The following is a 20,405-nucleotide window of genomic DNA, read 5'->3' as shown; positions in this document are numbered from 1 at the left end:
CCTGCTTTTTTATGAAAAGGAGAGCATCCTTATGAACATACCAAAGCTCCAGGTGCAGACGACTCAGGCGCGGCTCGGTCATCAGGTGGGTGGGTCACAGCAGACGATCCGTCAGCCGAAAGCGGGATTGTCCATCCAGCAGCCGGCGGCAGAAATGAATATCCGACAGCATAAAGGAAAACTGACAATCGACCAGACAAAGGCGTGGAACAATATTGATTTGAAAAGCGTGGCGAAGCGGAGTGATGAGCTTGCCGCTGATGGCCGGCAGCTGTTGCTGGAAGGCATCGCCCGAATGGCGCGTGAAGGCGATGAGCTGATGAAAATCGAAAGCGGTGGGCAACCAATCGCCTCTCATGGAGAGGAAAATGCCAAGCTGGATTTTACATTTGCGCCGGGAGGGCTGCCTGCGTATGACCTTGTTGACCTATCGTATGAAGCCGCTTCTGTGGAAATAGACGTAGAGCCGCAGAAGCCGGTGATTCAGGTGCAGCCACAGAAACCACAGCATACGTATCAGCCTGGAAAGGTGAGCTTTCAGTTAGAACAGCATCCGGACGTACAGATCGACTGGAAAGTGTAAAAGGAGAATGGATATGAATATCAATACAAAGCATTTCGGTGAACTTGCTGTCGAGGAAAAGGATCTTCTCACCTTCAAGCACGGACTGCCGGGATTTGAAGATGATCATACATATGTGCTGCTGCCTGTGGATGAAAATGGTGTTTATTATGCGCTGCAGTCAGTGAACGAAGCTGAGGTGGCGCTCATCGTCACCAACCCGTACCTGTTTTTTGCGGATTATGAGTTCCATATTGAAGACGCAGTCGTTGAAGAGCTTGGTCTGAACGGTCCGGAAGATGTAGCCGTCTACAGTGTGCTCACATTAAAAGAGCCTTTCAAAGCCTCTACGATCAACTTGAAAGCCCCAATTGTGGTTAACGTCCATAAAAACAAGGCCAAGCAGGTCATCCTGAAAGAAGAAAGCTACAAGAGACGGCAGCTTCTTTTGAAAGAGGATAAAGGCGGTGAAGCTGATGCTCGTCCTTAATCGTAAGTCCGGGGAGTCGATCAAAATCGGCGATGACATCGAAATTAAAGTCGTTTCCATTGAGGGCGGACAGGTGAAGCTCGGCATCGAGGCTCCCCGTCATATCGATATCCACCGCAAAGAAGTGTATGTCAGCATTGAAGAGGAGAACAAGGAAGCCTCCGCGCTTTCAAAAAATTTACTGGATCTGCTGAAAAAATGAAAATAAACGTTAACAGTGTGAAAAGGCGTCCGATATAAGTAATGTAAAGCATTACAAGAGTCGGCCGGCTTTTTGTATGTATTCTAATGGATTTCACAAGGACGTGAAATCAACCATTTCAAGGAGGAATTTGTAACATGAGAATTAATCACAATATCGCGGCTTTGAATACTTATCGTCAATTGGGCTCTGCGAACAATGCGCAGTCCAACTCTATGGAAAAACTATCTTCTGGTCTTCGTATTAACAACGCATCTGATGATGCAGCGGGTCTTGCGATTTCTGAGAAGATGCGTGGTCAGATTCGTGGATTGGATCAAGCTAGTCGTAATGCTCAAGATGGAATTTCGTTAATCCAAACTGCTGAAGGTGCTCTAAATGAGACCCACTCAATTTTACAACGTCAACGTGAGTTAGCTGTTCAGGCCTCTAACGATACTGCTACAGATGCTGATAGAAAAGAAATCCAAAAAGAATTTAATCAGTTGGTTGATGAAATTGACCGTATTGGTGATAATACGGAATTCAATACTCAGAAATTAATTGACGGTACATTTTCTGGTAAGTTTCAAATTGGAGCAAACGAAGGTCAAAGTATTGACTTGTCAATTATTAACATGAAATCTAACAATTTAGGAACTCAAGGTGAATATACATCATCTAATGCAGTAGGGGATGTTGCTTCTTTAGATTTTTCAACGAATAGCGCTAATGTTAAAGTTGGGGACACAACTGTAGAGTTAACACAAGATTATTCTAATGATATGGAAGGTTTAGCGGAAAAGTTAAACGCTGCGTTCTCTCAAACTGAGGGTGTTAATGTTACAGCTAAAGGAAACACATTGACGTACAAAGGTGCTGGTGACTTTGGAACTCCTTCCTACACCGACGGTACTACGGGGACTGGGGGAGGAGGACTTCTTGGTACAGCTTCAGTTGCATCTAACGCTACACCAGGTGGAGCGCTATTGAGTTCACTTAAAGATGATGCTTTGGGAGGAACTACTGGTTTGCAAACACAATCAGGAGCTGACAGTGCAATTACTGCTATTAACTTTGCTATTGAAAAGGTTTCTGCAGAGAGATCTAAACTAGGTGCTTACCAAAATAGGTTAGAACATACTATAAATAATCTTGGTACCTCTTCAGAGAACCTAACTGCTTCTGAATCACGTATAAGAGATGTCGACATGGCGAAGGAAATGATGAACCAAACAAAGAACTCCATCCTTTCTCAAGCTGCACAGGCGATGCTTGCACAAGCAAACCAACAGCCGCAGGGAGTTCTTCAACTTCTACGTTAATATTCATTTTCCAAGAGACTTCAGTTTACTGGAGTCTCTTTTTCATTTCCCCTTCAACTTCCTCAAAACGCTCCGATATAAAAAGAAAACCGTATAGGAGTTGTTGAAGGTGCATCTGCCCACACGCATCACCCCCTCACAACCCCTGCAGAGCACCTATAAGCCACATAACCCAACGACATCTGTTCAGGACGTACAGGAGAAGAGAGAAGCGTATCCTTTTCCTGCTGGTGAAAAAGAAAAGCTGACGCAGTTGACGGACAGCTTGAATGATATTTTCCAATCGTTACAAACATCTCTGCGCTTTCAGTTCCACGATAAGCTCGGGGAATATTATGTAACCGTCGTCAATAATGAAACCGACGAAGTGATTAAGGAAATTCCGCCGAAGAAGATGCTGGATCTGTATGCATCGATTGCGGAATCGATCGGCATCATTGTCGACCATAAAATATAAGAAGGTGAAATCATGAGTGATATGCGGATCGGAGGCCTGGCTTCCGGGATGGATATTGACGGTATCGTCAAGGATCTGATGAATGCGGAGAAACAGCCGTTAAACAAAATGGAGCAGGATAAGGAATGGCTCACATGGCAGCGGGATTCGTACCGTGATGTGAACAAGCAGTTGAAAGAACTTGATGATATGGCCTTTAACATGAAGCTGCAGTCAACATTCAATTCCAAAACAGCAACCTCTTCCAGTTCAGCCGTTTCTGCAACAGCCAATTCTTCCGCTGGAAACGGCGATTATACGCTGAGCGTCGAACAGCTGGCGACAGCTGCCTACAACTATAGTGAAGAAAAGATTACAAAAAATGGCTCGTCATTTGATCCGAGTGCTTCGTTAAGCAGCCAGCAGAACAGTTTCAAAAATGGTCTGACGCTTGGCGAGACATTTTCGATAACGACGTATAATGAAGACGGCTCAAAAAATACGAAGTCGTTCGAAGTGACCGGAGACAAGTCACTGAATGACGTTCTCTCTGAAATCAGCAAGTCTGATCTTGGTGTCCGTGCGTTTTATGATAAAAGTGCGGATAAAGTGATGCTTGAACGAACCGTGACCGGAAACTTCAATCAGGATGATAATGAATTCTTAGGTGCGGAAATTGGTTTTGATGGAAGTGCCTCGTTTCTGTCTACGACCCTTGGCATTAAGAATGGGGATAACTCCTCCGGCTCGTGGAAGCTGAATGAAAAAGGCGGACAGGATGCGAAGTTCACCTATAACAACGGGCTGGAAATATCGTCGAAGACCAACAACTACACGTTGAATGGTGTGAACTTTACCTTCAACGAAGTGACCGATGGCAACGTCAAGGTCAATGTGACCAACAATGTGGATGATGCGTTTGATAAGATTGTTAAATTCGTCGATAAATACAATCAGATCATTGAGGATTTGAACGGGAAGGTACAGGAAAAGAAAAACCGTGATTATCCACCACTGACAGCCGAACAGAAAGAGGATATGGAAGAGAAGGAAATCGAGCTGTGGGAAGAGCAGGCGAAGAGCGGGATGCTCCGCAATGATACCGCTGTTTCTGGAGCGCTCAGCAAAATGCGGGGAAACTGGTACACACCTGTTCAGACAGACGGGGCGTTTTCCATGCTGTCGCAGGTCGGCATCACATCCTCCTCCAACTACCGTGACGGCGGTAAGCTCATCGTTGACGAGGACGATTTGAAGAATGCCCTTCGCAACGACCCGGAATCGGTTTATCAGCTGTTTACGGGTACAGAGGAGAATCCCGGTATTGCACGGCGTCTGGAAACGACGATCGACAGCACCGTGAAATCGATCGAGCAAAAGGCAGGAAAAGCGACGACGCTTGATAACAATTTCCTGCTCGGCCGTCAGATTGAAGATTTAGATGATGAAATGGACAGCTTCCAGGACCGCTTGAATCAAATCGAAGACCGCTACTGGAGAGAGTTTACCGCGATGGAGAAGGCCATTTCACAGATGAACTCCCAGTCAGCTTTTATTATGCAGAACTTTGGCTAAACGTTATAAAAAAAGGAGTGTTGAATAGATGTCTATTCAAGCCTATCAAAACAACTCAGTGGAAACAGCCTCCCCCGGCGAACTGACACTCATGCTCTACAACGGCTGCATCAAATTCATCAAGGCAGCGGGAAAAGCAATGGAGCAGAAAGATATAGAAAGTAAAAATACGAATATCCAAAAAGCCCAGCGCATCATCCAGGAACTGATGGTGACGATGGACCAGAATACAGACATCAGCGCACAGGTGCTTCCGCTGTATGACTATATGAACCGCCGTCTGATCGAAGCGAATACGAAAAATGATGGAGCCATCCTTGATGAAGTGGAAGGGCTCGTTGTCGAGTTCCGCGATACGTGGAAGCAGGTTATCCTGCAGACGAGAAAATCCCAGTACGCTCAGGGCGGAAACGCGTAACGATGGTGTGGCAGACATTTTTAACGCTGACGAAAGAACTGGAGGAAATGGTTCACCAGCCCTCCTCTCAGACTCGCTCTCAGCGGATGGAACGTATCAATGACCTGTTAGAAAAACGCCGGGAACTGTTATCCAAGCTGCCGCAGCCTTCGACGGATGAAGAAAAAGCGATCGTACAGGAAGTGAAGAAGCGGGACTTGATGATCAATCAGAAGATGGAGTTCCTGCTTATGGATTTGAAGAATCAGATGCGGAATAATAAAAAGCAGAAATCCAGTAAACAGCGATACATCAATCCGTACCAAAGCGTATCGACCTATGACGGCATGTATTTGGATCACAAAAAATAGAAAGAGAGATTCCGCTGTCTTTTCCAACCCGTGAACAGTACACGATGCTTCGTGCTTATCAGGAGCTTGTCCACACCACTCAGGAGGGCCTGGACTATTTAACAGACCTTTCCATCGCCACAGGCTCCTGATGTTTTTCAGGATGTGCTGCTGGCTTTCCAACAGTTGAACGCCACTCATGGGAAAATGGGTGGGCTGATGGAAGGTGATTTGCTGAAGGATTTTCTACATATCGTTGAAATGCTCGAAGGCTGGTTTGACATTTCCTCTCAGGAGAAGTCCATTCATCTGTCTGAAGTAGTCCCGCCTGCCTACGCGGCATGGTCAGAAAAAATCTAGTCCGCCCTGGACCCTTATATCGTGCACTAGTAAAGAAGTATCAGGATCCTGATGCTTCTTTTGTTTTGGTTAGAAGGTAGATTTCATGACTAATCTCCTATATAATCCCATGGTGGAACCATACATAAAAAGGGGAGAGGTTATATGAAGAAATGGTTAGGACTGGCAGCCACCGCTTTGGCAGCGGCAGGATTGTTTCAAGCATCAACCGTCGAGGCAGCGCAAGACCCCATCGAGGTAGAGAAAGTCGAAGCACAGAATACATATGAAGAAAAGGAACCAAACGATGGACGGGAAAATGCCACGCAAGTTCCGTTGAATTCCTACATTTCCGGAGAATTTACGGACGAGGATGTGGATTACTACCGTGTAGAGGTGAATGGGGATGCAACGGTTCAATTTACCTTTCATCTATTTGAGTATGTAGAGGAAAAAACGGATATGAAGTTTCAAGGCAGACTCCTGACCGAACAGGGAGAGGTTTTGCCACCTTATAGCATGAATGGAAATGAATATGGTTACATAGAGTCCCATCTTTTAGATCCGGGCGTCTACTATATGAAAGTATGGGATAAGGCGGACCTTGCGGATGGCAGCACCTACTATCTAGGTACTGGAGCAGAACTTTTAGACGCATCCGCAGAAAGAATCTGGGGAGTCGACCGCTACTGGACAGCCGCCAACATTGAAAGATATGGCGATGCGGACCGTTACCCATCTGAAAATGTTGTGCTGGCAACCGGAGAGGATTTTCCTGACGCACTGGCAGGAGCTCCATTAGCAGAGCACCTCGATGCACCGATCCTGTTGACGCGGGAGGAAGAAGTTCCTGGAATCACAGAACAAGTGATGAACAGCTTAGATACCGAAAAAGTGACGATTCTTGGCGGAACAGGCGCTGTTTCTGCTGATGTAGAAACGTATTTGGAAAATGTTCTTGGAATGGAAGTCGACCGCATTTCCGGAAAAAACCGCTATGAAACCGCCGCAGCGATTGCGGACCGTCTCCCTGAAAGTGATCAAGCGGTCGTCGCCTACGGACGCAATTTCCCGGATGCGCTTTCTATCGCCCCGATCGCGGCTGGAAAAGGGATGCCGATTCTCTTAACCGAACAGGATGAACTTCCGGAAGCAACAGAGCAAAGTCTGAAAAACTATGGTGAAAGCATCGCGGTCGGAGGGACAGGAGTAATCAGCTCTGATGTACTCGCTGACATGCCGAAAGCAGAGCGAATATCTGGGAAGAACCGTTACCTGACGTCGCTTGCCGTCGTGGAACACTTCAACGTCGGAGGAGTGAAAGCGAGCTTTGCGACAGGGTCCCATTTTGCTGATGCTCTTGCCGGCTCTGTGAACGATGTCGACCAGCCGCTTCTTCTGACACCGAAAGATGAACTGAACGAAGAGATCAAAGCTTACCTAAGAGATCAGCAGATGTTTAATTTTAACATTTTCGGCGGTCCAGCTGCTGTTGAAGATAGTGTTTTCTTAGAATTAGAATCACTATATGAATAAAAAGGAAAGTCAGCCTCATACAGGCTGACTTTTTAATTTTATCTTTTTGTAAGGTTATGACGGAAACGGCGGTTCATCTATCATTTTGACAAAATCCATCCCTGTTTCATCCACGTTTTCATTGTCATGGGACAAATTCCAGCAAATACCGACATAAAAATGACACAATTTTAAGAAAGTTTATGCAGGAAAGGCCGTGGGTATGATAGAATATATATCACATAAGGATGAAAGGAGGACACTTCTAATGCTACAGTACAACATTCGTGGTGAGAACCTTGAAGTGACGGATTCTATTAAAGAATATGTGGAGAAAAAGGTGGGCAAGCTTGAACGCTACTTTGACACTCCCCCGTCCTCTGAGGTGCACGTAAATTTAAGTGTCTATAATGATGAGCAGACAATCGAGGTCACAATCCCGATGAAAAATCTACTACTCCGAGCGGAGGAGCATAATACAGATTTATACGCTGCCATCGACCTTGTGGTTGATAAATTAGAACGACAGATCCGTAAGCATAAAACGAAGGTAAACCGCCGATTCCGTCAGGAGGGTGCACCAAAATACGTATTTGCCGAATTAGAGCGTGAAGCCAACCAGGAGCAGATGCAGTCGGATGATGAATTCGATGTGGAAATCGTGAAAACGAAACGCTTTGACCTGAAACCGATGGATAGTGAAGAAGCGGCCCTTCAAATGGATATGCTCGGCCACAACTTCTTCGTCTTTACAAATGCGAATACTGATGAAACAAATATCGTATACAAACGACGTGACGGCCGCTACGGTTTAATTGAAACGTAATCTATGAATGAAAAGAAAAAGCATTCCTGTTTTGACAGGGATGCTTTTCTTTTTGGGAAAATTCCAGAAAACCAAAAAAGGAGAATCGTTCCCTTTCAAAACCCGCATTTTCCACTGAGAAAACCTCCATTTTTAACCAGCTCTTCCTGCTGAAACCTCCATTTTACATATGTGCATGCTTCCTCTTGCTGTAGTATAACTAAAGCAACAGGGAGGTGATGAGATGACCTGCAGAAACTGTCATGACGTGGATCAACGTTTGAAGCAGCAGGAAGATACAATCGTCCAGCTTGTCCACATCATCGGCTCCACCAATAAGCGTGTAAAAGAACTGAACGAAAGACAGCTCCAGCTTCAGCCGCTTTTCCTAAATGAACCCGCCCCAGCCACTACTTCAACAACATAAATCCCCGGTGACTAAAGCCCCGCTCTTGAATTGTCAGGCCGCTTCTCTTAGTGTTATGATAAGAGATGGACTGAACTACACAACCGAAGATTGGAAATCAATAGAGGAGCGGTTGCAATGCTTGGAACTTTAAAGAAAATCTTTGGCGACGGCAATACTCGTCAACTGAAACGATTAGAAAAGATCGCTGATGATATTGATGCAATGGAATCAGACATCGAGAAATTGTCAGAGGAAGATTTAAAGAATAAGACGGCAGAATTCAAAGAACGCTATCAAAATGGCGAGAAATTAGATGATATGTTAGTCGAAGCCTTCGCGGTTGTCCGTGAAGCTTCGAAACGTGTGTTGAATATGCGCCCGTTCCGCGTCCAGCTCATGGGTGCGATCGCCCTTCACGAAGGGAATATTGCAGAGATGAAGACAGGGGAAGGTAAAACCCTTGCCTCTACCATGCCTGCGTACTTGAACGCCCTCACAGGCAAAGGCGTCCACATCATTACTGTGAACGACTACCTGGCGAGCCGTGACTCGACGGATATGGGTGAGCTTTATCAGTATCTAGGGCTGACGGTCGGATTGAACTCCAACGGCATGTCCAAGGATGAGAAAAGAGAAGCCTACAACGCTGACATCACGTACGGAACGAACAATGAGTTCGGCTTTGACTACCTGCGTGACAACATGGTGCTCTATAAAGAGCAGATGGTCCAGCGTCCGCTGCATTATGCCATCATTGACGAAGTTGACTCGATTTTAATTGATGAGGCGCGTACACCGCTGATCATATCCGGATCTGCTTCAAAATCCGCCGACCTTTATGTTGGTGCCAATTCGTTTGTTCGTCTGCTTGCCCGTGAAGAGGACTTTACGTACGATGAAAAAACGAAAAACGTCCAGCTTACAGAAGAAGGGATTAACAAAGCGGAGCGTTTCTTCAAGATTGAAAACCTGTTCGATCTTTCCAACGTATCGCTCATTCACCACATCAACCAGGGCCTGAAGGCGCACACGTCGATGCAGCGTGATACCGATTATGTGGTGGAAGAAGGAGAAGTGGTCATCGTCGACCAGTTCACCGGACGTTTAATGAAAGGCCGCCGCTACAGCGATGGCCTCCACCAGGCGATTGAAGCGAAGGAAGGTCTTGAAATCCAGAACGAAAGCCAGACGCTCGCTTCCATCACGTTCCAGAACCTTTTCCGTATGTACGAAAAGCTTTCCGGTATGACCGGTACTGCGAAAACCGAGGAAGAGGAATTCATGAATATCTACAACATGCGTGTTGTCGTGATTCCGACGAACCGTGATATTCAGCGCGATGATAAAGCCGACCTCGTTTACAAAACGATGGACGGGAAGTTCAAGGCGGTTGTTGAGGATATCAAAAACCGTCATGAAAACGGCCAGCCCGTGCTTGTCGGTACGGTAGCAGTGGAAACGTCTGAAATCATCTCCCGCTATCTGACAAAAGCAGGCGTGCCGCATAATGTCCTGAACGCGAAAAACCACTTCCGTGAAGCGGAAATCATCGAAAACGCCGGACAGAAGGGTGCCGTAACGATTGCGACCAACATGGCCGGTCGTGGTACAGATATCAAGCTCGGTGACGGCGTAACAGAAGTCGGCGGCCTGGCGGTCATTGGTACCGAGCGTCACGAATCACGCCGGATCGATAACCAGCTGCGTGGTCGTGCCGGACGTCAGGGGGATCCGGGGATGTCCCAGTTCTACCTGGCGACAGATGATGAACTGATGCGCCGCTTCGCCTCCGACAACATCCGTAACATGATGGACCGTCTCGGTATGGACGATTCCCAGCCGATTGAGAGTAAAATGATCTCCCGTGCAGTGGAATCGGCGCAGAAACGTGTAGAAGGGAACAACTTCGATGCTCGTAAGACGATCCTTTCCTACGATGATGTGCTCCGTCAGCAGCGTGAAGTAATCTACAAGCAGCGTTATGAAGTGCTCACATCTGAAAATCTTCGTGAAATCATCGAAGGGATGATCGATCGTACGGTGGCTCAAACCGTTGATGTCCATACGAGTGAAGAGGAAGATGAAAACTGGGAGCTTGAGAGCGTTGTCGATTATCTTCGTGCCAACCTGCTCTTTGAAGGTGACGTCACCGTTGAAGACTTGAAAGGAAAAGATCCGGAAGAAATGAAGGAGCTTATCCTGGCTAAAGTGAAGGAACGTTATGACGAGAAGGAAGAAGAGCTGACACCGGAGCAGATGCGTGAGTTCGAAAAAGTCATCCTGCTTCGCACGGTCGACCAGAAATGGATGGACCACATCGATCAGATGGACCAGCTCCGGCAGGGGATTCACCTGCGTGCATACGGGCAGAACGATCCGCTTCGGGAATATAACTTCGAAGGCTTCCGTATGTTTGAACAGATGGTGGCAAGCATCGATGAGGAAGTGGCCCGTTATGTCATGAAGGCGCAGATCCGCAGCAACCTGCAGCGCCAGGAAGTGGCGAAAGGTGCAACAGCCGTTTCCGGCGGGGAAGAAAGCAAGGAATCGAAAAAGAAAAATCCTTACGTAAGAAAAGACACCGTCGGCCGCAATGACCCTTGTCCTTGCGGAAGCGGCAAGAAGTATAAAAATTGCCATGGTAAATAACCAGTGGGACACTCTCTTTTTACAGAGAGTGTCTTCCCTTGTGTTTAGAATAATAGAGGAGTGATTCAACATGGATATGGCAGAAATCCGTCATGAATTAGATAAAACAGCTGAGAAATTAGCGGACTTCAGGGGGTCTCTTTGACGTCGATCAAAGAAAAACCCGCATTGCTGAACTAGAAGAACAGATGACAGAGCCGGGCTTCTGGGATGACCAGAGTACCGCGCAGAAGGTCATTGATGAAGTGAACGGCCTGAAAGGTCTCGTTCACACATTGGAAGAGCATGAGGAAACACATGAGAATCTGGAAGTTTCCTATGAGCTTGTCAAAGAAGAAGAGGACGAAGAGCTTCTGGAGGACCTCGTTCAGGAAGTGCAGAAGCTGTCGAACGACTTGAACCAGTTTGAGCTGAACATCCTGCTCAGTGAGCCGTACGACAAGAACAACGCGATTCTCGAACTGCACCCGGGTGCCGGTGGTACAGAGTCTCAGGACTGGGCGAGCATGCTGCTTCGTATGTATACACGCTGGGCAGAGAAGAAAGGTTTCTCTGTGCAGACGATGGATTACCTACCCGGCGATGAAGCGGGCGTGAAGAGTGTGACCCTGCTTATTAAAGGTCACAACGCCTACGGCTACCTGAAAGCGGAAAAAGGCGTGCACCGTCTCGTCCGTATTTCCCCGTTCGACTCTTCCGGCCGTCGTCACACGTCATTCGTATCGTGTGAAGTGATGCCGGAGTTCAACGATGAAATCGAGATTGATGTACGCACAGAAGATCTGAAAATCGATACGTATCGTGCCAGTGGTGCCGGTGGTCAGCACGTCAACACCACAGACTCTGCGGTTCGTATTACGCACACACCGACAAACACGGTTGTAACGTGTCAGTCGGAGCGTTCTCAGATTAAGAACCGTGACCAGGCGATGAAGATGTTGAAGGCGAAGCTGTACCAGCTTGAAATCGAGCGTCAGCAGCAGGAACTTGACGACATCCGCGGCGAGCAGAAGGAAATCGGCTGGGGAAGCCAGATCCGCTCCTATGTGTTCCACCCGTACTCCATGGTCAAAGACCACCGTACGAATGAAGAAGTCGGAAACACGCAGGGCGTCATGGACGGCGGCCTTGATAAATTTATCGATGCCTACCTGCGCTCGCAGATGGACGGTTAATAACAAAGACTCTCACTTTGCTGTGAGGGTCTTTTTTTGTGTGGGGAACAGCTGTCCAATCGATGCCGTTTCTGCTAGTATAAAAGGGCATACATAATTTGGAGGAGGCGTCACGACATGAAGGTGAAAAAAGCGATCATTCCCGCCGCCGGTCTTGGAACGAGGTTCCTTCCGGCTACAAAGGCGATGCCGAAGGAAATGCTTCCGATTGTTGATAAGCCGACCATACAGTACATTGTCGAAGAAGCGATCCAGTCGGGGATCGAAGATATTATCATCGTTACCGGGAAAGGGAAAAGGGCGATTGAAGACCATTTTGACCATGCTTTTGAGCTGGAGGATAACCTTTATAAAAAAGGGAAGATCGATCTGCTTGAAGAAGTACAGCAGTCCGCAGAAGTGGATATCCACTACATCCGTCAGAAAGAGCCGAAGGGCCTCGGCCATGCCGTCTGGTGTGCCCGGAAGTTTATCGGGCATGAACCTTTTGCGGTCCTCCTCGGGGATGATATTGTCCGCTCCGATGAACCGTGTCTGAAACAGCTGATCGATCAGTATGAAGAGACGCAGTCGTCTGTGATCGGTGTGAAGCAGGTGCCGGAAGATGAGACAGACCGCTACGGCATTATCGCTCCGAAGGATCAGCAGGGCCGCCGCTATGAAGTCGAACATTTTGTCGAAAAGCCGGCGGTAGAGGACGCTCCGTCCAACCTGGCCATCATCGGCCGCTACGTATTCACGCCGGAAATTATGGACCTGTTGGAAACACAGGAGACAGGAGCCGGTGGGGAAATCCAGCTGACTGATGCGATAGAACGCCTCAACCTCGATCAGCCGGTGTACGGCTATGAGTTCAAGGGAGACCGCTATGATGTCGGAGATCAGCTTGGATTCATAAAAACGACGCTTGCCATTGCGATGGAAAGAGACAACATGCGCGAGGATGTGCTCGAACTGCTTGCGGAAGTGATGGAAAAGCAGGAATCCAGATAAGAGATATGAAGAGAGCCTAATCCAGGGCTCTCTTCTTTTCTGCTCCTGCATAGATCGTATCATCAGGTGAACACTAAAAAGGGCGTCAGGCCGCTCCTTTACCGTGTTAATACGTTATTCCGCTCTTATTTACACCCTCTGAATGGAATGGTATACTCCATACGGTTTTAGAAGTACGTATACATAGGGAGAGTTGAACATCATGATGATGGCTAAAAAATACCGCAGGGAGCCGGTGCCGCCGGCCCTTCGTCATACGATGGATTACGGTCTCGTCATTCTCGGGTCCTTTTTTGTAGCAATCGCTTTTAACTTGTTTTTACTTCCCAATAACGTTGCTTCCGGAGGCGTTGCGGGGATCAGTACGATCACCAAAGGCGTCTTCGGCTGGGAGCCGGGCGTCGTCCAGTGGGTGCTGAACATTCCCCTGTTTATTATGGGCTGGCTGATCCTTGGGAAAAATTTCGGCTTCAAATCGTTAGTGGGGACGGTCGTTCTTCCGTTTTTCGTTCTTTTAACGAGCTCGATGGATGCGGCAACCCCTGATCCGCTTCTCGGGGCTATTTTTGGAGGGATGGGTGTCGGCCTCGGTCTCGGCATTGTATTCCGTGGACGGGCGTCTACGGGGGGCATCGATCTTGCCGCTCAGGTCATCCATAAGTTCACGCATCTTCCGCTCGGCATCTGCGTGGCGATGCTGGACGGACTGATTGTGATCACGTCCGCGTTCGTATTTTCGCTTGAGGAAGGGTTGTATGCCTTGATCGGTCTTTTCGTCACAAGCCGTACCATCGATTTTGTCCAGGTCGGATTGAATACATCGAAAAACGTGATGATCATCACAGAAGAAGTGGACGAGGTCCGTGATGAGATCTTCCGGCAGATTGACCGCGGCGTAACCGTTCTTAGCGGTGCCGGCGGGTACACTGAACGCGAGCGGCGCGTCGTAATGTGTGTCGTTCAGCAGAATGAATTCATCAAATTGACACAAACGGTCAAGACCGTCGACCCGGGGGCTTTTGTCGTCGCAATGAATGCCACAGAGGTGCTCGGAGAGGGTTTCAAAACGACTTGACTCGGTTATACTTACATTATATTTCTATAAAATACCAGGGGGGATGACATGTGAAAAAACTTTGGCTGGCTATGATGCTGGGACTTATCCTTATTCTCGCTGCCTGCGGAGGCGGGGAAGAATCATCCGATGAAGGTACGAACGAAGAAACGACAGAAGAATCATCCGACAGCAGCTCGGAAGATACGGTCGATGCAGCAGCGGCAGAGGAAGTTTACCAGAGTAACTGTGCGACCTGCCATGGCGGAGATCTTGAAGGTGCAATGGGGCCCGCGTTAACGGAAGTCGGCGGTAAATATTCTGCAGATGAAATCGTAAATATCATCAAAAACGGGAAAGGCCAGATGCCTTCCCAAGGCGTCTCTGATGAAGACGCCCAGCTTGTTGCCGGTTGGCTGGCAGCTAAAAAATAATCCAAGAAACGTCCGGTGTATTCAGCCGGGCGTTTTGTTTTGATAAAGAAATGTAATAATTTCTTAGCTAAAAAGACGGCTGTTTAATGTTATAATGATGGTGTTTGTAACAAGATCTGGCTAATAATAATAAAGATTAAGGTGATACATGTATGATACAGATGCAAGGGGTTTATAAAACCTATCGGAACGGAGTGACCGCACTGAACGGTCTTGACGTGCAGATTGATCAGGGTGAATTCGTTTATATCGTCGGGCCGAGCGGAGCAGGAAAATCGACGTTCACCAAATTGATTTACCGTGAGGAAAAACCGACGAACGGAACGGTTTTGATCAACGATATCAACACGTCCACGATGAAGCAGCGCCGCATTCCGATGCTGCGCCGGAAGATTGGTGTCGTTTATCAGGACTTCCGCCTGCTTCCGACCTTGACCGTATATGAAAATGTGGCCTTTGCGCTCGAGGTCATCGAAGAAGATACGGCCAACATCCGCCGCCGTGTTATGGACGTTCTTGACCAGGTGCATTTGAAAAATAAAGCCCGTTTTCTTCCGGATGAGCTTTCCGGCGGGGAGCAGCAGCGTGTTTCCATCGCACGGGCGATGGTGAACCATCCGAAAATTCTGATCGCTGACGAGCCGACCGGTAACCTTGACCCGGATACGTCATGGGAGATCATGCACATTCTTGAGGAAATCAATACAGGCGGTACGACCGTCCTGATGGCAACGCACAGCAGAGAGATTGTCAACACGATTCGTAAGCGTGTCATTGCCATTGAAGACGGCATGATTGTCCGCGATCAGGCGCAGGGCGACTACGGCTACGAAATGTAATGAAAAGAGACTGTCTCACGAGCGGGGCAGTCTTTTGTTTTTCTATTCTGATAGACCGATAGATTTCCCACCATGAAATAGACATGCAGAAAGATTGGCGTGCATACGTTAATATCAGGCTGTATGACATTTACGTTGCAGGAGCTTTTTTGCTAGTATAGAAGCAATAAGGAAATCCATTATAGAAGGGTGAATGCGATGAATATAAAACCGCGGTACGTAGTGCTTTTTCTAGCGCTTGCGGTACTTTTGGGAGCTGCCGGCTCTTATATCGGCCTAGAGTATTTCGGAAGCGGCTCCAAGGAACAATCGCAGTCGGAGCAGTACGCCAATACCGAAGCGGAGAACTTTGGTAGTTTAACAGAGGAACAGCAGAAAGAAGTCATAGAAAACATGGGTGGCGACGCTGACCTGAAGAAGGTCGAACAGGCGTATTCTGTCATTGAGGAGAACTACTTGGAGGACGTGGACAAGCAGACCCTCGTGGAAGGCGCCATTCAAGGCATGCTGGATACACTGGAAGATCCGTACAGTGTCTACATGGACCAGGAAACGATGGAGCAGTTCAACCAGACCATTGAATCCAGCTTCCAGGGCATCGGAGCTGAAGTGAGCATGGTGAACGATAAAGTGACCATCGTAGCGCCGATTAAGGGCTCACCTGCCGAGGAGGCTGGCTTGAAGCCGAACGATCAGATTTTAACCGTTGATGGGGAAAGTGTCGAAGGGCTTGACTTGTACGAAGCTGTCCTGAAAATCCGCGGTGAGAAAGGGACGGAAGTGACACTTGAAGTGGAACGTCCCGGCGTCAGCGAACCGCTCAACATCGACATCACCCGTGATGATATTCCGCTGGAGACCGTCTATTCTGATATGAAAACGGTCGACGGTAAAAAAGCAGGCGTGATTGAAATTACATCCTTCTCAGAGAAGACCTCTGATGAATTCCATAATGCGCTTGAGAAACTGGAAAGTGACGGCATGGAAGGACTCGTCATTGATGTCCGCGGAAACCCGGGCGGATTGTTTACCGACGTCCAGGAAATCCTGAAGGAATTCATTCCGAAGGACAAGCCGATCGTGCAGGTGGAAGACCGCAGCGGTGAGAAAACGGAGTATTATTCAGAAATTACCGAGAAAAAAGAGTATCCGGTCACGGTCTTGATGGATGAAGGAAGTGCATCAGCTTCTGAAATTCTGGCCGCTACGATGAATGAAGCCGGCGGTTATGATCTTGTCGGAACGAAAAGTTTCGGAAAAGGAACCGTCCAGCAGGCCATCCCGATGGGCGATGGCAGCACGATCAAGCTGACGCTGTTCAAGTGGCTCACACCGGAAGGCAACTGGATTCATGAAAAAGGGATAGAGCCGACGGTTGAAGTGAAGCAGCCGCAGTACTTCTATACGAACCCTGTGGATATTGAAGATACGCTCACTTATAACGACAACAATGAAAAAGTGAAAAACGTACAGGAAATGCTGAAAGGTCTTGGACATGATCCCGGCCGTACGGATGGCTACTTCAGTAAAGAGACCGAAAAAGCTGTGAAAGCTTTCCAGAAAGATGCCGACCTTGAATCCACGGGAGAAGTGGATGAAAAAACCGGTGGGAAGCTGGAAGAAGCAATCATTGAACAAGTGAGAGACGAAGCCAACGATAAGCAGATGGACAAAGCGGTGGAGGTCTTGTTTGAATAAGCAGGATTCTGCCGATTCATGACGAAATATATCCGTAGTCGATGACTGCGGATTTTTTCGTACGATCAGACCTGTTGGTGAAGTGTTGGAAAGGAGAATCGTGTTGGGCGCTTGGTTTATGGAAATTCTTCAAGGAACGGGCAGACTGTTTTTGCTGCCTTTTTTATACATTGCTCTCATCATGAGTGTGATAGTATCAGCAAATCGAATCAAAAAAGAGAGGCGCATGTTCGGAACACGGGTATTCGACCGTTTTTCTGAATGGAAAGGGACGTGGAGTGTGTCGCTTCTCACAGGACTCGTCATCAGTATCATCGGTGTAGGGGCTGGGCTGACCGTCTCCTACCCGTTTCTTTTTCTCACAGCAGCCATTCTGCTGTTTGTGAGTCTGACTGGACGGCTGTTGTGGTATTCTCCCGCCTACACGCTGGGGGTACCAGGGCTTGTCCTTTTACTGCTGCCGTTGCTGCCGGAAAACTGGAAATCCCACCCTTGGATGGAGACAATGTTCGATACCTCCCTACCGATGGTGGCGCTGCTGTTGAGCCTCCTGCTGGTCAGAGAGGGGTTACTGCTGCTGAAAACTTCCCCTTCTCATACGTACCCGGAGCGGACAAAAGGACGGAGGGGCCTGTGGATCGGGCAGCATAGAGGAAAACGAATGACCGTTGTTCCGTTCTTTTCCCTTATTCCGGGAGGCTTGATTGAACCGTTCGCTTCCTGGTGGCCGGTCATTCCTGTCGGTGGCGACACGTACGGCGTTATTCTCATTCCTTTCGTTCTCGGGGCGGAGTGGCTCGTACGCGGCCAGTCCCCGGAAATGGCGTCCAAAACGATCGGTCGTCATACGTTCTTATTGGCTTTCTTCCTTACTATGCTGGCTGTAGGGAGCTTTTTCTTAGAAATTCTTTCGATTGTCGTATTTGCGCTTGCCTTGATCGGGCGGGAATGGATTTATCTCCGCCACCGGTCAAGAGAGGGTAAGCCCCCGTTCTTCACATCGACGCCAAAAGGGGTTCGGATCCTTGGCGTGATTCCTGAGAGCCCGGCTGATCAGATGGGCCTGTTCCCTGGTGAGCTTATTGAACGGGTGAACAGCATCCCGGTCCGTACCGAGAATCAATTTTATGAAGCCCTTCAAAACACAGGCGCGTTCACGAAAATTGAAGTGCGCGATGAATGGGGCGAAAACCGTTATGTGCAGCGGGCGATGTATGAAGGAGAGCATTATGAGCTCGGTCTTGTATTCGTAGAACCGCCCACACATGAAAGTTCGGTCGGGTTCTTTTGATACGAAATAAGAAACATTGGTATGATTGATTGTGTTTGAAAAAAAGAAGTGGTACGATGGAAAAACAGAAAGGACTGATGATGCCAAATGATTAACTAATCTATATTTTATTAAAGTGTATGATTTCGAATACCACTAAAATATAGGATTAGTCTATTCATTTATAAAAATCAGTCGTGACCTCCATGTGCTGTTTTCTATTGGCATATTTGTTGGTTTATCATGATGTACGTTGACTAATCCTTCCAATTATTATTGGGAGGATTTTTTATTCCTCTCATAGTTGGTTACCTTTCATCATCTATTTCCCTCGTCTGTACGGAAGTAGATGTGTGTTTGAATATGTAAAGGAGGAATAAAGATGTCGATGATTCAAGTGCAGCACCTGACCTTTTCCTATCCAAGCAGCTTTGACAATATTTTTGAGAATGTAAGCTTTCAAATCGATACCGATTGGAAACTCGGCTTTATTGGTCGCAACGGAAGAGGGAAGACAACCTTCATGAACCTCCTGTTAGGAAATTACGAGTATAGCGGTCAAATCATTTCCTCTGTGGAATTTAATTATTTTCCTACGCCGGTTCCTGATAAAAGGAAAGCCACCCATGAAGTATTGGAAGAGATTTGTCCACAAGCAGAAGACTGGGAGTTCTTTCGCGAAATCTCGTTGTTGGATGTGGACGCCGGGGTTATGTACCGTTCGTTTGATACGTTATCCAATGGGGAGCAGACAAAGGTGCTGCTTGCGGCGCTTTTCCTGAATGAGGGGCAGTTTTTATTAATTGATGAGCCGACCAACCACTTGGATATAGAGGGAAGAAAAATGGTTGCTCATTATCTGAATAAGAAAAAAGGCTTTATTTTAATTTCCCATGATCGAAACTTTGTCGATGGATGTGTGGATCATATCTTATCGATCAACAAAGCGGACATCGAGGTTCAGAACGGGAATTACTCTTCATGGAAGCTGAACTTTGACCGTCAGCAGGAACTGGAGGACGCGGTCAATGAACGGCTTAAGAAAGATATAAGCAGGCTGAGAAAATCATCAAAGCGCTCAGCCGGCTGGTCTCATAAAAAAGAAGCTTCCAAAAATGGCACGACCAACTCTGGTTCTAAAATTGATAAAGGATATGTCGGCCATAAAGCAGCTAAAATGATGAAGCGTTCAAAAAACATAGAAGCCAGGCAGCAGAAAGCCTTGGAAGAGAAGGAAACACTCCTGAAAAATGTGGAGTCCAGCGAGTCATTAAAATTAGAGCCGTTGAAATTTAAGTCGAAGGAACTTCTTCGTGTTGAAGAGCTAACCGTGATGTATAACGATGCCAAAGTCAATCAACCGGTTAGTTTCACTGTTGAGCAGGGGGACCGAGTCGTGTTCGATGGTAAAAATGGTACAGGGAAAAGCAGTATTTTAAAGCTGATCTTAGGAGAACCCATCCATCACTCGGGAACCATCACATCAAATGCAGGACTGATCATCTCCTATGTGAAGCAGGATGCTTCTGATTTAAAGGGGAGTTTATCCAGTTTTATAGAAGAAAACCATATCAACGAGCCGTTATTTAAGGCCATTTTACGTAAGATGGATTTTGAACGGGTGCAATTTGAAAAAGATCTATCCACTTATTCGGAAGGTCAAAAAAAGAAACTGCTCGTAGCCAGAAGTTTGTGTGAAAGAGCTCATGTATACATCTGGGATGAGCCCTTGAATTTTATTGATATGTATTCCCGTATGCAGATTGAAGATCTTATTGAAAGGTTTCAACCTACCATGCTTTTTGTGGAGCATGATCAAGCATTTAAGGAGAGAGTGGCGACAAAAACCATCTCTTTATAGCCGTGCTCAACAGCCGGAATTCCATTGTGGATCAGTCAGGCGGTTACT

The 20,405-nt window shown here is 47.3% G+C and carries 21 protein-coding genes; all 21 read left to right on the top strand.

Annotated elements, in window-relative coordinates; all coding sequences use genetic code 11:
* The first annotated feature begins 31 nt into the window (after positions 1 to 31).
* The 21 genes from ACXAD6_RS14445 (at position 32) to ACXAD6_RS14345 (ending at position 20,357) form a co-directional block, all read left to right on the top strand.
* The gene (locus tag ACXAD6_RS14445; protein WP_474969456.1) at positions 32 to 583 is read left to right on the top strand and encodes a DUF6470 family protein; all 552 of its coding nucleotides are present in this window, start codon (positions 32 to 34) and stop codon (positions 581 to 583) included.
* A gap of 13 nt (positions 584 to 596) precedes the next feature.
* Positions 597 to 1,052, top strand: a complete 456-nt coding sequence (gene fliW / locus ACXAD6_RS14440; protein ID WP_474969455.1) for a flagellar assembly protein FliW — start codon at positions 597 to 599, stop codon at positions 1,050 to 1,052.
* Positions 1,039 to 1,254 carry a carbon storage regulator CsrA gene (gene csrA, locus ACXAD6_RS14435; protein WP_027955052.1) on the top strand — a complete coding sequence of 72 codons (216 nt, stop codon included), beginning with the start codon at positions 1,039 to 1,041 and terminating at the stop codon, positions 1,252 to 1,254. The genes fliW and csrA overlap by 14 nt, the downstream gene beginning before the upstream one ends.
* A 137-nt stretch (positions 1,255 to 1,391) precedes the next feature.
* Positions 1,392 to 2,558 carry a flagellin N-terminal helical domain-containing protein gene (locus ACXAD6_RS14430; protein WP_474969454.1) on the top strand — a complete coding sequence of 389 codons (1,167 nt, stop codon included), beginning with the start codon at positions 1,392 to 1,394 and terminating at the stop codon, positions 2,556 to 2,558.
* 109 nt (positions 2,559 to 2,667) lie between these two features.
* Entirely contained in the window at positions 2,668 to 3,015 is a 348-nt protein-coding gene (gene flaG, locus ACXAD6_RS14425) for a flagellar protein FlaG (RefSeq protein WP_474969453.1), read from the top strand.
* A 12-nt stretch (positions 3,016 to 3,027) separates the two neighbouring features.
* On the top strand, positions 3,028 to 4,569 hold the full coding sequence (locus ACXAD6_RS14420; protein WP_474969452.1) for a flagellar hook-associated protein 2: 1,542 nt from the start codon (positions 3,028 to 3,030) through the stop codon (positions 4,567 to 4,569).
* Positions 4,570 to 4,597: 28 nt separating this feature from the next.
* Positions 4,598 to 4,987: a flagellar export chaperone FliS gene (gene fliS, locus ACXAD6_RS14415; RefSeq protein WP_474969451.1), complete on the top strand. Its 390-nt coding sequence runs from the start codon at positions 4,598 to 4,600 to the stop codon at positions 4,985 to 4,987.
* 2 nt (positions 4,988 to 4,989) lie between these two features.
* Complete coding sequence (gene fliT / locus ACXAD6_RS14410) at positions 4,990 to 5,337, top strand: flagellar protein FliT (RefSeq protein WP_474969450.1); 348 nt, start codon at positions 4,990 to 4,992, stop codon at positions 5,335 to 5,337.
* A 144-nt stretch (positions 5,338 to 5,481) separates the two neighbouring features.
* Positions 5,482 to 5,676: a hypothetical protein gene (locus ACXAD6_RS14405; protein WP_474969449.1), complete on the top strand. Its 195-nt coding sequence runs from the start codon at positions 5,482 to 5,484 to the stop codon at positions 5,674 to 5,676.
* Positions 5,677 to 5,820: 144 nt separating this feature from the next.
* Positions 5,821 to 7,191, top strand: coding sequence for a cell wall-binding repeat-containing protein (locus tag ACXAD6_RS14400; protein ID WP_474969448.1), 1,371 nt, complete (start codon positions 5,821 to 5,823; stop codon positions 7,189 to 7,191).
* A 247-nt stretch (positions 7,192 to 7,438) separates the two neighbouring features.
* The gene (hpf, locus tag ACXAD6_RS14395; RefSeq protein WP_027955061.1) at positions 7,439 to 7,996 is read left to right on the top strand and encodes a ribosome hibernation-promoting factor, HPF/YfiA family; all 558 of its coding nucleotides are present in this window, start codon (positions 7,439 to 7,441) and stop codon (positions 7,994 to 7,996) included.
* 223 nt (positions 7,997 to 8,219) lie between these two features.
* The gene (locus ACXAD6_RS14390) at positions 8,220 to 8,402 is read left to right on the top strand and encodes a hypothetical protein (protein ID WP_474969447.1); all 183 of its coding nucleotides are present in this window, start codon (positions 8,220 to 8,222) and stop codon (positions 8,400 to 8,402) included.
* A 117-nt stretch (positions 8,403 to 8,519) separates the two neighbouring features.
* The gene (gene secA / locus ACXAD6_RS14385) at positions 8,520 to 11,033 is read left to right on the top strand and encodes a preprotein translocase subunit SecA (RefSeq protein ID WP_474969446.1); all 2,514 of its coding nucleotides are present in this window, start codon (positions 8,520 to 8,522) and stop codon (positions 11,031 to 11,033) included.
* Between the two features lie 70 nt (positions 11,034 to 11,103).
* A protein-coding gene (prfB, locus tag ACXAD6_RS14380) for a peptide chain release factor 2 (protein WP_474969445.1) occupies positions 11,104 to 12,208 on the top strand; the annotation gives its coding sequence in 2 pieces (ribosomal slippage) (positions 11,104 to 11,175 and positions 11,177 to 12,208; 1,104 coding nt in all).
* A gap of 117 nt (positions 12,209 to 12,325) precedes the next feature.
* Positions 12,326 to 13,201 carry a UTP--glucose-1-phosphate uridylyltransferase GalU gene (gene galU, locus ACXAD6_RS14375; protein ID WP_474969444.1) on the top strand — a complete coding sequence of 292 codons (876 nt, stop codon included), beginning with the start codon at positions 12,326 to 12,328 and terminating at the stop codon, positions 13,199 to 13,201.
* A gap of 259 nt (positions 13,202 to 13,460) precedes the next feature.
* A complete protein-coding gene (locus ACXAD6_RS14370) occupies positions 13,461 to 14,276 on the top strand; it encodes a YitT family protein (protein WP_474970433.1) in 816 nt (271 codons plus the stop codon).
* 50 nt (positions 14,277 to 14,326) lie between these two features.
* Positions 14,327 to 14,689: a cytochrome c551 gene (gene cccB, locus ACXAD6_RS14365; protein ID WP_474969443.1), complete on the top strand. Its 363-nt coding sequence runs from the start codon at positions 14,327 to 14,329 to the stop codon at positions 14,687 to 14,689.
* A 152-nt stretch (positions 14,690 to 14,841) separates the two neighbouring features.
* Positions 14,842 to 15,528 carry a cell division ATP-binding protein FtsE gene (gene ftsE, locus ACXAD6_RS14360; protein ID WP_474969442.1) on the top strand — a complete coding sequence of 229 codons (687 nt, stop codon included), beginning with the start codon at positions 14,842 to 14,844 and terminating at the stop codon, positions 15,526 to 15,528.
* A gap of 198 nt (positions 15,529 to 15,726) precedes the next feature.
* Entirely contained in the window at positions 15,727 to 17,226 is a 1,500-nt protein-coding gene (locus ACXAD6_RS14355; protein WP_474969441.1) for a S41 family peptidase, read from the top strand.
* A 181-nt stretch (positions 17,227 to 17,407) separates the two neighbouring features.
* Positions 17,408 to 18,517, top strand: coding sequence for a PDZ domain-containing protein (locus ACXAD6_RS14350; protein ID WP_474969440.1), 1,110 nt, complete (start codon positions 17,408 to 17,410; stop codon positions 18,515 to 18,517).
* A gap of 361 nt (positions 18,518 to 18,878) precedes the next feature.
* On the top strand, positions 18,879 to 20,357 hold the full coding sequence (locus ACXAD6_RS14345; RefSeq protein WP_474969439.1) for an Lsa family ABC-F type ribosomal protection protein: 1,479 nt from the start codon (positions 18,879 to 18,881) through the stop codon (positions 20,355 to 20,357).
* Positions 20,358 to 20,405 lie beyond the last annotated feature (48 nt).

It is taken from the genome of Halobacillus sp. ABH2_015, assembly GCF_056158945.1.
Note: the sequence above shows the minus strand (reverse complement) of the source record. Positions and strands in the feature narration are given on the sequence as shown.